Source organism: Fusibacter sp., from assembly GCF_057447755.1.
Genome location: NZ_JBVBZF010000090.1, coordinates 1 through 12389, shown reverse-complemented (window position 1 = coordinate 12389; position 12389 = coordinate 1). Strand labels below are relative to the sequence as shown.

The following is a 12389-nucleotide window of genomic DNA, read 5'->3' as shown; positions in this document are numbered from 1 at the left end:
TGTCATTATTGGCCTTATTGAAATCGGCGATGACAGCCTTACGAAATCCTATATTTTAGATTTAAAGCATTCCCAGGAGTCTATTAAAGAAATGGTTTTTGAAAAAATCGACAATCCCATGCTGGGTGCTTTGCTCATTGGCAAGCTAAATCGCGCAAAGGAAGAAAATATAGATTTGAATTTATCGGAAGACAGCACGTTAAAGGCACTTGATTATGGCATGAGTTACCAGGCTTTGATTATCATTTTGGGCAATCTCATTGAAAACGCCATAGACGCCATAAAGCGTAAGGATAGTGGCAATGGCAACATAGAAGTTTATTTGAATGACATCGGTCCGGAAGTGACTATTCAGGTGAGCGATAATGGTGTGGGTATTCACGGCGACGCGCTCAAGAAAATATTCAATCGTGGCTTCACAACGAAGGCTGGCAGCAATGGCATTGGCCTCGATATCGTAAACGGAACAGTCAAAAGACTTGGTGGCAATATTGAAGTGGAATCAACTTTAACTGAGGGCAGTACATTCACAGTGACGATTCCCAAGGAGGAGCTCTAGATGATAAAAGTGCTTGTGGTAGAAGACGATCCAATGTTGGCAGAAATTCATAAGAAATTTATAGAAAACACAGAAGGCTTTCGTGTAGTCGGCATTGCTGGTGATGGCATGAAAGCACTTGAAATACTGAAAAAAGAAGCGGTAGACCTTACAATTCTAGACATCTACATGCCCAAGATGGATGGCTTGTCCTTGATTGAAGAAATGCGAAAGGCATCCATTAATTCAGATTTAATACTTGTGACAGCCTCAAAGGACGTCGGTCAGGTTGAGCGAGCCTTGAAATTCGGTGTATTTGACTATCTGGTAAAACCCTTTGAGTTTGAACGCCTAAAGAAAGCCCTCCTCCATTACAAGACTAGGGTTGAAATGCTGGATTCAAGTGAGGTAATAGAGCAGAATCTAATCGATAGGATGCTCTTGAGAGATGATCAAATTCAAGATGCTGAACTTCCAAAAGGGCTTCATACCAAAACACTTGACCGCGTACGTAAAGCAGTCCAAGAACGGGCCCATCAGTTTGTGGACATTGAAACCATCGCAGAGGGCATGGATGTTTCAAAGGTGACGATTAGAAGATATCTCGATTACTTGGCAAAGCTGGAAGAGGTTGAAATACAGATGAACTATGGCACAAGGGGCCGTCCTTCTTTTAAGTATAAAGCCAACAAGAAATAGGACCATATAAGTAATCATTTCAGTACTAATAAGGAAAGCCCCTCAAACTTTGACATTTTATTGTCAGAGTTTTTTTTATTTAAAAAACACTTGCGATATTTACATAAACAGACGGGGGCCAAGATATCTTGTAGACTACAAATATAAGAAACAAATCTAAAGGATGAGAGGTTTGGGATGGATTATTCAAAATTGGCACTTGAACTACACGAAGCGAAGCAAGGTAAAATTTCTGTGGTATCAAAAGTTGAACTCAGGGATAAGCATGATTTAAGTATTGCCTATACACCTGGGGTTGCAGAACCTTGCAGAAAAATTGCAGATGTGAAGGAAGATGTTTATAAATACACTTCCAAGGGCAACTTGGTCGCAATAGTTTCAGATGGTACAGCGGTTTTAGGTCTCGGTGATATTGGACCGGAGGCAGCGCTTCCAGTAATGGAGGGTAAGGCAGTTCTCTTTAAAAACTTTGCAGATGTCGATGCATTTCCAATGTGTATTGATACAAAAGAAGTTGATGAAATCGTGGCATTAGTCAAAAATATTGCACCAACCTTTGGCGGTATTAATCTTGAGGATATTTCGGCGCCAAGATGTATCGAAATCGAGAGAAGATTAAAAGAAGAACTTGATATTCCAGTTTTCCACGATGACCAACACGGGACGGCAATTGTTGTGGTTGCGGGTCTTATCAATGCACTTAAAGTGGTTGGCAAAGCGTGGAAAGACGTAAAGGTCGTTGTTAATGGCCCTGGTGCTGCTGGCTCTGCAATCACTAAGATGATCATCAACATGGGGGCAGGGGACATTCTCGTTTGCGGCAAAGAAGGTATCCTCCACAGACAAGATCCAACCAATGATGCCCTCAAGGAGAGCCTTGCACAAATGACAAATAAAGACAATCAAAAAGGCAATCTCGCAGATGCCTTAAAGGGTGCGGATGTATTTATTGGGGTTTCAGCGCCAAATGTCGTGACAAAGGAAATGATTTCTGCAATGAATTCGGGCTCAATCGTTTTCGCTATGGCGAATCCAATTCCTGAGATTATGCCTGACCTGGCAAAAGCAGGTGGGGCTGCGGTGGTTGGCTCAGGAAGATCTGACTTTGCAAACCAAGTCAACAATGTGCTTGCATTTCCAGGTATCTTCAGAGGGGCACTTGATGTTAGGGCAAGTGATATCAATGAAGAAATGAAAATTGCAGCAGCAATGGCCATAGCAAACATCGTTGAACCAGAAGCATTGACCAGTGAATATGTCATCCCAAATCCGCTTGATCCAAGAGTTGCGGAAGGCGTGGCAAAGGCAGTCGCTAAAGCTGCACGTGATACAGGTGTGGCTAGAATTTAATAAACTAAATTTAGGGGGATTAAGATGAGTACAGGCGAAGTCGTTTTAAAGGGTCAGTTTACAGGCCAAGAAGGCTACAAAATTATGGGTATTCCAGTGGTGCTCTTTGGTGCAATTTCTGCTGTGGTATTGGGTGCAGCTTATATGGGCGTTTTGCCAAAGGGAATGATTGGTGCTTTCCCAATCATGATGATTATCGGTGCAATTTTAAATGAAATCGGGAACAAGACTCCGATTGTCAAGGATTATCTAGGTGGCGGTCCGATTGTGGTTATTTTCGGATCTGCAGCATTGGTGACTTATGGCATCATTCCATCAGCATCTAATGATATTATGGTGAATTTTATCAAGGGTGAGGGATTTTTAAGCTTCTACATTGCAGCATTAATTACGGGTAGTATATTGGGGATGGATAAGAAGCTCCTCCTCAGAGCAGCGGTTCGCTATTTCCCAGTTATTCTAGGTGGTGTTGTGGCAGCTTTGGGATTGGCTGGAATCGTTGGCGGTCTTATGGGCTATGGTGTTAAAGAGGCTATATTATATGTTGCACTCCCAATCATGGGTGGCGGTATGGGTGCAGGCGCTGTACCTTTATCTCAGATCTTTGGGGATGCACTAGCTGTGGACCCTGCCCTTGTACTCTCTAAAATGGTACCAGCACTTGCTCTTGGAAACGCAATGGCGATTGTCGTAGCAGGTCTACTCAATAGATTCGGTAAAAAGATGACGACCTTAAGTGGCAACGGCAAGCTTATGGTAAATCAAAGTGAAATTAAGGAAGAAGTTAAGGCGTCTGAATTAAATTTAAAATCAATGGGCACTGGCCTTTTATTAGCAACTACATTCTTCATTCTTGGTGGCATATTGGCTAAATTTATACCAATTCACTCCTATGCACTGATGATTATTTCAGTGGCAGTGGTTAAGTCATTAGGGCTTATACCCAAACAATATGAAGAGTGTGCAGCTCAGTGGTTCAAATTCGTTATGACCAACTTCACGCCAGCCTTATTGGTGGGTATAGGGGTTGCTTATACAGATTTAGGCGCAGTCATTGACGCCTTATCAGTCACTTATATTATTCTGGTATTCTTTACAGTGGTTGGTTCGGTCATTGGAGCGGGCCTTGTTGGAAAGTTGACAGGTTTCTATCCAATAGAAGCGGCAATCACTGGTGGACTATGTATGGCCAATATGGGAGGCACTGGAGATGTTGCTGTTCTCTCTGCATGTGACAGAATGGAACTCATGCCATTTGCTCAGATTTCTTCAAGAATTGGTGGGGCCTTTATGTTGATATTGGCAACAGCAGTGTTAAGGATGTTTTTATAGTTTAAAAAGATAGTGAAAGATCTCCAGCTCAAGTGTTGGAGATTTTTTTATGCCAAAATAAAACGCATACATATGACAAGTGTCTCATAATGAAGTGTGGCATCCTTGCAAATAGGCCATGTCCATGAAAGACTTTAAAAATATTTTTAGAAACGATATAATTTAGTGAGACTAAATAAATTTTATGGGGGAATGACAATGTCAATGGCTGTGTTAGAGGCACAAAGAGGAGAACGCATTGCGTTTAAAGCATTCACATTGGAGGATTTAGAGGCAGTTCACGAATTTGCATCAAATGAGAAGGTATCCAAATTCATCGGTTGGCAGCTGATGAAGGATATCCATGAAACAAGGACGTTTGTCGAGAAACTCGTCAAGCGTCTTGGTGAAGGAACACATATGTATGCCAATATCCTTGAAATTGAAACGGGGAAGGTTATCGGAACAGCAATGCTCTTTGATTTTGATAAGGAGGCAAATCACGCTGAAATCGGCTATGTTCTCAATGATTCCGCTTGGGGTAAGGGTTATGGTACAGAGACTGTGAAGCTGATATCTGATTTTGCCTTTGAGACTTTAATGTGTAGAAAGCTTTATGCAAGAGTTGTCCATGTCAATATGGGTTCTGCAAAGGTTCTAGAAAAAAACAAGTTTGTCCTTGAGGGGCGATTAAAAGACCACTATTTCATCGATGGTGACTATTATGACAGTTTGATTTATGCTAAATTTAACATGAGTATCTTAGCCCCATTTACGATGGGAAAAGATAAGGGTTGACATGATGAAACAGATTTTAATCGATTATATGAAAAAGTACTCATCACTTAGCGAAATGGACCTCAACAATATGATTGAGAATATTCCCATTGGGACTTACCATAAGGGTAAGATTTTATTCTATCAAGGTCAGGGCCCCACTAGAAAAGCTAATTTATTGGGGGCGGGTTTTTTATTGGGTTTTACCACCCTTAATCAGTAACCAGCCGCCAAAGCTGAGTTCACCAATCATCATCGGCAATGTCAATATTGCTTCCAGTTTATTGGTGAAGAGATCCACCTGTGGTATAAAGCCGTGAAGCACGTGGATCAAGCTATAGCTAAACCCTGCAATTATAAGGAGAATACCGATGACCTTAGGCACAGAAATCGACTTTAAAGCAAGCCAACCAATGAGGACTAAGTGAAGCCCAAAGACAATAAGCCCAAGTGACCATATATTTTCAAAATATTGAAGGTTGGCGTATACTTGGTTAGCTGTATCAAGGGCAGTCGCCCCAGGTGGCATTTTCAATGAGAAAGAGGCAGAAATTAGACTTACAAGGCCTGATGTGAGAAAACCCACATATGCCAGCCTGAAGAAGGCTGCAAGACCAGATAGTCTTGCATCTGTAGGTTTTAAAAACAAATAGAAGCCTATGGCAACGATGATGTCTGTGAGGATAATAATAAGCCATCCAATAATTTCCGAAACAAAGAGACCTTGTGCATTCTCGAGTTTAGAAAAGGTCAACAGGGCATCATTTAAGACAAATAACTGGCTGTGTGCATAGCCATAGCTAAAAAATGCAGCAAGTGTCATGATGATGAGCGCGACCCCTGAGACGATGGCTGGTAAACGCGTGCTATTATAAAGTGGTTTCATATAGACCTCCTAATCGTAAAGAAATAGTTTGTAGGACCAGTATAATGCTTATACCCAAAATATGCATTGACTTAAGTCAATTTGAAAGATAACCTATTTGTGAGCTTGAATAATTACTTTTAGAAAACCAGTGAGCATGGAGGTCAAAATGAATATAGTATTGGTCCCGGATTCATTTAAGGGAACGTTCACATCATTGGAAGTGATTCAGCACTTAAAAGATGGCTTTTCAAAACACTTTGAAGATGTCCGATTTACTGAAGTCCCCATTGCAGATGGCGGCGAGGGAACCGTAGATGCATTGGTACATGCACTACATGGCACCCTTTATTCTTGCGAGGTATGTGATCCTCTTGGCCGTAAGACAAGCGCAAAATATGGCATTTGCGGCCATCTGGGTGTTGTTGAGATGGCAGAGGCTTCTGGCATTACAAAACTTAAAAAAGAAGAGTATAACCCTGAGTTAACCTCCACATATGGGGTTGGTGAAATATTGATGGAAGTTATGAAACACCCCATAAGTGAAATCATCATTGGCATAGGTGGCAGTGCGACCAACGATGGTGGTACGGGAATGCTCATGGCACTGGGGGCAAAATTCTATGATCAAAATGGCCTTATGGACAGACAAGGTGGTTGTATATTAAAGGATATTATTAAAATAGATGTTTCAGGTATACCAAAGACCCTTTTGGATATGCCAATAAAAGTCATGTGTGACGTGACGAACCCACTGACGGGGCCTAAAGGTGCATCTCATGTTTATGGGCCGCAAAAAGGGGCAGATGCCAAGATGATTGAAAGCTTGGAATTAGGTATGGTGCATTACAAGACCCTACTGGATCACTTAATAGGTGATGATGTCAATCAGATTGAAGGTGCAGGTGCAGCAGGAGGACTAGGTGCTGCACTTGTGACAGTCCTAAAGGCACAACTTAAGCCAGGGATAGATGCGATATTGGACGTGGTTGGCTTTGATCATCTTATTGAGGAGGCGGACTTGGTCGTTACCGGTGAGGGCAAATTGGATGCACAATCCCTGTATGGCAAAGCGCCAATTGGTATTGCCAAAAGATGTCTAGGGAAAAATGTAAAGGTTATTGCAGTGGTTGGCACAGAAGGTGACAATGCCAAAGCGGTCTACAAGCATGGGATCGATGCCATTGTTTCGACCATAACGGGGAAAGATATGGGCGAAAATGATGAAGTCGAGAGGTTGACTGAAGCCATTGATACGCTTTGTAGAATTTTAAAGATCGGCATGATTTTAGAAAGGAAGATAAAATGAAGATAGTCGTGTTAGATGGGTATACTCTAAATCCCGGAGACTTGTCATGGGAAGGGTTAAAGCAGTTTGGCACCCTCACGGTATATGACCGAACTGAAAGTGCACAAATCATTGAGAGAATATCAGATTGTGATGTCGTTTTTACAAATAAGACCCCTTTGACACAAGAAATTTTAATGGCTTGTCCAAGCATTAAGTTCATAGGGGTTTTAGCAACTGGTTACAATGTCGTTGACGTTGAAGCTGCAAAGGGTTTGAAAATTCCAGTATGCAATATTCCCAACTACGGGACGGATGCTGTTGCACAATATGTTTTTGCACTCTTGCTGGCACTTTGCCATCGTGTGGAACTTCATTCTGAATCCGTCCATAATGGCGACTGGGCGAAGAGTGAGGATTTTTGCTACTGGAAATCACCTTTAATTGAACTTGCAGGAAAGACAATGGGCATTATCGGGGTTGGCAGAATAGGCAAAAGAGTTTCTGAAATCGCACAGGCATTTGGCATGAAGGTTGTGGCCTATGCACCAAGACCCAATTATGAACTGGTTTCAGATTCTTTCAAGTATGTTGCCTTAGAAGACCTCTATCGCCAATCGGATGTGATCTCCCTTCATGTACCACTCTTTGAAAATACCAAGCACATGATCGATGGGAGTGCCATTTCGATGATGAAAGAGGGGGTCATCATCATCAATACTTCGCGTGGGCCCCTCATAAATGAAAGAGATCTCGCAAATGCCTTGATTGAGGGGAAAATTAAGGCAGCGGCAGTGGATGTGGTTTCAACCGAACCCATAGCAGAAGATAATATCCTTTTAAAAGCCCCAAATCTAATGATTACACCCCATATTGCTTGGGCACCTTTTGAAGCGAGGAAGCGATTACTCGATATTGCCATTGACAATTTAAGGGCATTTGTGGCTGGCGAGCCGATAAACGTCGTCAATAAATAGAAAGACACCAGAAAAAAACCTAGTATCAAGTGGCTTATAAGCCAAGGATACTAGGTTTTAATTTTTAGAATCGGTACTGTCCAACGAGCTTAAAGCCATGTGGAATATCATAGGTGGCTTCAAGGTCTTTAAAATGCCAGCCGCCTCTTATACCTGAGTCATGTAGTCCCACTTCGAAGTAGAACATCGCTATGCCGGCATCTATGCCTTGGATAAGTGGAGAGACATCATCGGGCACTTCCATAACCAAATCAATATGGTCATGACTGAGTAAAAAATACCAGGGTTGTCTATTGCCATATGATGGTGCGAGTCGCATATAGAAAAGGGCTTCGTGTAAACCTCTTGCTTCGAGCTCTTCAATTTCAGGTGCCTTGCCCCATTCCTTTAAATAAACAAATTCGGTGATGGATTTTCGATAGCTTTTAGGTTCCTGATCGCGCTCAGAGTTGATGTTTGGATAGCCTAGGTCGGTTAAAGAGGAAAGGCTATTGCTTTGTGATGCCGCGTACATTTTACCGCCCTGAATTTCTTTTTTTGCATAGCCCACGGCTATGAGAGCAACTGCTTTTTTGGACGTATCCAAATTTAAAATTTGCTTTAGTTGGTTGCTGTCTCTTACTTCCAACCAACAGCTGCCAATATCTTCTTTTAGAGCATTTAAGATGAACCATTCACCAACATATCCGACCATATTCAAACTATAATCATCCGGTTGGCAGAGAATGGCGAAATAATGGGGTGCTATAATCATTTTTCCCGAATATCCTGATACGGTTTCCAATTGTGGCGCCAAGTCAAATCCGTTTTCTATAAAGAAAAATTCAAGGTCAGCCCCCTTGGAGAGTGGTGGCTTATCTAAAAGCAGATGGTTTAAGTAATCTACGTTTTTAGCAGAGAGGTTCTTATGCTTATATTCTCGTACGGAATGTCTTTTTTCAGCCAGTTTTAATGATTTCATGTTGCAACCTCCTTATGAGTATGATTGATTTATTCTTTATTTACCCGAATGTTGAATTTAAAAACCCAAAGGTTTTTTTGTATTTAATGGAAATCAGTTGTAATAAGAGGCTGCAAATAGGGTATAATAGACCTATGCTATTATGAGGGGTGCATTAAATATGAAGCAAAAGCTATCGATTTTAATTGTGATAATAATGATGATAACCGTCCAAACCAATATCTTTTTTGGAGATTCTTTTTTTGAAGATGATAAAAAACCCATTTTTGAGATGATTGGAAGGGAACAGGGATTGCAGGATCTGTCAATTTCAAGTATCATACAAGATAAAAATGGCTTCATATGGTTTGGCACACAAGGTGGCCTTTTTCAGTATAATGGAAAAGATTCAATCGCTTATAGAAATAATCCTTATGAGACCAAAGGACTTATCCATAATCTAATTCAAACCATGTACTATGATGAAGATGAGCACGCACTTTGGTTGGGGACTTATCAAGGTGTTTCAAGACTCGATATAGAGCAAGATCAGTTTACAAATTATACAGTTGAAGATAATAACCTTTCAAATAATGTCGTTGTTGCAATCGCGAAAGATCAACAAGGTGCCGTATGGTTTGGCACCATGGATGGTCTTAATAAACTTGATGAAGAAACAGGTAAGTTTATCAATTATCCAGTTGAAGGCAAGGTTGTTAGAAGCCTTTTACTCGATTCAAGGGGCCGCTTGCTAGTTGGTACTTACGAGGGTTTATATATATTGGATGAAGTTAAGTCCAAACTTGTAAAAGTTGAAATGGATTATCCATCACCATATGTTATGGTAATAAAAGAATTTGAAGTGGGTACGCTAAGCCTCGGTCTTTGGGATGGTGGCGTTTTAGAAGTAGATCTTGATTTTAACATTAAAAACCACAATGAATTTGAGGATAACAGAGTTTATACAATTCAAAAGACTTCTGACGATACACTTTGGGTGGGCACTTGGGGTGGTGGTTTATTCAGTAAAAATATGAATCGTATTTTTCACTTCCCGGGTCAAGATGTTAAAGGCGATATTGGACATTCGGTGGTCTATTCCTTATTAGTTGATCAGTCAGGGACCTTGTGGATTGGGACAAATGGCAATGGCGTCTACAAGACCAATCCAAGGAAAGTAAACTATTTAGAATATTTCAATGTCCCTGAGGATCCAAATTCGCTTGATGCAGGAAAAATCAACACCATTTTTAAAGACTCAAGAGAGAGACTCTGGATTGCAGTTTACAACAAAGGCCTCAATTTGGTTAACCCCCAGACGGAAGAGATTTTGAAGTACAATACCTCAAATGAGGTGGAAAGAACCATTCCCAATGATCAAATTATGGAGTTACTAGAGTATAATGGTGACCTACTCGTTGCCTCTGGAACTGGTATCGATAAGTACGACGAAGCTCAGGACCGCTTTGTACCAACTGATATTCTACCTCGAGATACAATAACCTATGCTTTAAGTGTTGATGGTAATAATCACCTTTGGGTGGGAACCTATCTTCAAGGGACTTATGAGTTTGATGAAAATATGAAGCTTATTAATCATTTTTCTATTGAAAGTCAAAATAACAGGATTTCGGATAATCTGATATATGACATATTATGTGATAAGATGGGCAAAATTTGGATTGGTACTAATAATGGTCTAAATGTTTACGATCCAAAGACCGATCAGATGAAGACCTACTTAAAGGAAGAGGGTAACTATTCTGCAATAGCGAGTAACACTGTAAGGTCAATTTTTGAAGGCAATGATGGTACCATTTGGATAGGCATGGTCGGCGGTGGCTTATCAAAGTATATTAGTGAGTCGGATTCGTTTGTGAGTTTCACTGAAGACAATGGTCTAATTGACAATACTGTAATTGCCATTGAAGGTTCACTGGATGGTCGAATTTGGATTGCTACGCATAATGGTATGTCCATACTAGATCCTATGACCAATGCCATACTCAATCTAACGGTTTCAGACGGTATTGGTGGCTACATGTTTACAGGGGATGGTTTTGTTGATGATGATGGTACCTTATATTTTGGAGGTACACACGGTATTACAGAGTTTCCACCAGTGACTCAAATCGTCAGTGATGAAAATCCTCCGGTTTATATCACAGATGTTTCAATCTACAATACCCCAATTAGTCAAAAAAACGAAATCTATAATGGTCAAAATTTCAACTTTAAAGCAGAAGAAAATTATATTAGCTTTGAGTTTAACGCACTCGATTACGAGACCCGATCATTGCTTCAATACAGCTATAAATTAGAGGGTGTTGATGATAGCTGGGTAGAGAGTGGTAGCCGAAATTATGCTTCCTATTCAAACTTGAAATCTGGAGACTACAAGTTTTATGTTAGGGTTAAAACGATTCAAGGGGCCTATACAGAACCTGTTTATGTGACTTTTTCTATTGAGAAACCTTGGTATACGACAGGTTACGCGTTTGCATTCTATGGGTTCATAATTGGTTTTGTATTATTCAGCTTAATTAAAATAAGAGAAAATCGTGTGATTTCAATTAAGAATCAAGAGCTTGCCAGCGTAAATGATAAGCTTGAAGCAGTAGTCTCGGAACTAGAAACGCTTACCATTAAAGATGCACTTACAGGGATCTATAACAGAAGACATTTTAATATGGTCTTAATGGACTATCTTCAATTGGCTAAAAGAAGTAGTAGCCCTATATCCTTGTTAATGATTGATGTAGATGATTTTAAGTTGATCAATGATGAGTATGGTCATGTTTTTGGAGATTATTTCTTAAAGGCCTTTGCCACTCAAGTTCAGGAGATGGTGCCTCGAACAACTGATTTCTGTGCACGATTTGGCGGCGATGAGTTTGCGGTGGTTCTCAACGAAACAGATCTAGAGGGTGCTTTATACGTGGCCAATAAAATTTATGAAAATGTTCAAGAAATAAGGGTAGATGACCAAAATCAGATTGTTTTAGTAAAACCATCGGTTTGCATAGGGGTTCACTCCATAATACCTGATAAGGATATGAGCATGGAAGCCTTTATCACAAAGGCAGATGAAGCCTTGTACGAGGCAAAGAGAACAGGAAAAAATAAAATAGTCACTAAGAGATAGTCATCTGTCACAAGATGAATAGAAATGGAGATAGAGTGTCAAAAAAAACATATGAAAACGTGGTATTGGACTATAAAGAGGTCTTTGAAAAAGCGTATGGTCTGATGAACCAACCTGTTATCGATGGGAATTGTGGTGAACTGTGTGGCTATCACTGTTGTAGGCGACAGGAAAAAACAGGTGAACGTCTTGGCATGTATCTTTTGCCACTTGAGTTTGAGTACATGCAAAGTGGTAAAGTAGATGATTATGAGGTCCACTCATGTCTTCTTTATGATATGCCACCCAAAATCAAGAAAATGTATTATATCTTTTGCCATGAAGAGGAAGGGTGTCTGAGAGACTTAAGGCCTGTTCAATGTAGAACCTATCCTTTTGAACCTCATATAGAGGCAGGTGCGTTGTCCCTAGTGATTGAAAAGGACCAGATTCATGCATGTCCCTTACTTGAGATGATTCCTCAGTGGCGAAGTGAATTTATTGATGGTATCTATCAGGG

Annotated in this window: 10 protein-coding genes and 1 pseudogene; 9 read left to right on the top strand and 2 right to left on the bottom strand. The window is 40.5% G+C overall.

Features of this window, described 5'->3' with window-relative positions; all coding sequences use genetic code 11:
• The 5 genes from AC220I_RS11600 to AC220I_RS11580 all read left to right on the top strand — a co-directional run.
• On the top strand, nt 1-559 hold a 559-nt coding region (locus tag AC220I_RS11600; protein ID WP_486723996.1), incomplete at its 5' end, for a sensor histidine kinase.
• Entirely contained in the window at nt 560-1237 is a 678-nt protein-coding gene (locus AC220I_RS11595; protein ID WP_486723995.1) for a response regulator, read from the top strand. It begins immediately after the preceding gene.
• A gap of 177 nt (nt 1238-1414) precedes the next feature.
• Nucleotides 1415-2587 (top strand): NAD(P)-dependent malic enzyme, encoded by a 1173-nt coding sequence (locus AC220I_RS11590; RefSeq protein WP_486723994.1) that lies wholly within the window; start codon nt 1415-1417, stop codon nt 2585-2587.
• A gap of 24 nt (nt 2588-2611) precedes the next feature.
• Nucleotides 2612-3919 (top strand): 2-hydroxycarboxylate transporter family protein, encoded by a 1308-nt coding sequence (locus AC220I_RS11585; RefSeq protein ID WP_486723993.1) that lies wholly within the window; start codon nt 2612-2614, stop codon nt 3917-3919.
• A 198-nt stretch (nt 3920-4117) separates the two neighbouring features.
• A complete protein-coding gene (locus AC220I_RS11580; RefSeq protein ID WP_486723992.1) occupies nt 4118-4696 on the top strand; it encodes a GNAT family N-acetyltransferase in 579 nt (192 codons plus the stop codon).
• Nucleotides 4697-4868: 172 nt separating this feature from the next.
• Here the strand turns inward: AC220I_RS11580 and AC220I_RS11575 are convergent, their stop codons facing one another.
• Nucleotides 4869-5561: a DUF4386 domain-containing protein gene (locus tag AC220I_RS11575; RefSeq protein WP_486723991.1), complete on the bottom strand. Its 693-nt coding sequence runs from the start codon at nt 5559-5561 to the stop codon at nt 4869-4871.
• A 148-nt stretch (nt 5562-5709) separates the two neighbouring features.
• Here AC220I_RS11575 and AC220I_RS11570 point away from each other — a divergent pair, with 148 nt between their 5' ends.
• A complete protein-coding gene (locus AC220I_RS11570) occupies nt 5710-6849 on the top strand; it encodes a glycerate kinase family protein (RefSeq protein ID WP_486723990.1) in 1140 nt (379 codons plus the stop codon).
• Nucleotides 6846-7805, top strand: a complete 960-nt coding sequence (locus tag AC220I_RS11565) for a D-2-hydroxyacid dehydrogenase (RefSeq protein WP_486723989.1) — start codon at nt 6846-6848, stop codon at nt 7803-7805. The genes AC220I_RS11570 and AC220I_RS11565 overlap by 4 nt, the downstream gene beginning before the upstream one ends.
• A gap of 64 nt (nt 7806-7869) precedes the next feature.
• Here AC220I_RS11565 and AC220I_RS11560 read toward each other — a convergent pair whose 3' ends face one another.
• Nucleotides 7870-8766: a nitroreductase family protein gene (locus tag AC220I_RS11560; protein WP_486723988.1), complete on the bottom strand. Its 897-nt coding sequence runs from the start codon at nt 8764-8766 to the stop codon at nt 7870-7872.
• A gap of 160 nt (nt 8767-8926) precedes the next feature.
• On the opposite strand from AC220I_RS11560, the gene AC220I_RS11555 reads away from it, so the two are divergent.
• On the top strand, nt 8927-11890 hold the full coding sequence (locus AC220I_RS11555; protein ID WP_486723987.1) for a ligand-binding sensor domain-containing protein: 2964 nt from the start codon (nt 8927-8929) through the stop codon (nt 11888-11890).
• A gap of 35 nt (nt 11891-11925) precedes the next feature.
• Nucleotides 11926-12389, top strand: a pseudogene (locus AC220I_RS11550) (hypothetical protein); the annotation flags it as partial.

Bases quoted from the DNA above. Each gene is read 5' to 3' on its own strand.
- AC220I_RS11575 (WP_486723991.1), bottom strand. From the start codon at position 5,561: ATGAAACCACTTTATAATAGCACGCGTTTACCAGCCATCGTCTCAGGG.
- AC220I_RS11595 (WP_486723995.1), top strand. From the start codon at position 560: ATGATAAAAGTGCTTGTGGTAGAAGACGATCCAATGTTGGCAGAAATT.
- AC220I_RS11570 (WP_486723990.1), top strand. From the start codon at position 5,710: ATGAATATAGTATTGGTCCCGGATTCATTTAAGGGAACGTTCACATCA.
- AC220I_RS11590 (WP_486723994.1), top strand. From the start codon at position 1,415: ATGGATTATTCAAAATTGGCACTTGAACTACACGAAGCGAAGCAAGGT.
- AC220I_RS11555 (WP_486723987.1), top strand. From the start codon at position 8,927: ATGAAGCAAAAGCTATCGATTTTAATTGTGATAATAATGATGATAACC.
- AC220I_RS11560 (WP_486723988.1), bottom strand. From the start codon at position 8,766: ATGAAATCATTAAAACTGGCTGAAAAAAGACATTCCGTACGAGAATAT.
- AC220I_RS11580 (WP_486723992.1), top strand. From the start codon at position 4,118: ATGTCAATGGCTGTGTTAGAGGCACAAAGAGGAGAACGCATTGCGTTT.
- AC220I_RS11585 (WP_486723993.1), top strand. From the start codon at position 2,612: ATGAGTACAGGCGAAGTCGTTTTAAAGGGTCAGTTTACAGGCCAAGAA.
- AC220I_RS11565 (WP_486723989.1), top strand. From the start codon at position 6,846: ATGAAGATAGTCGTGTTAGATGGGTATACTCTAAATCCCGGAGACTTG.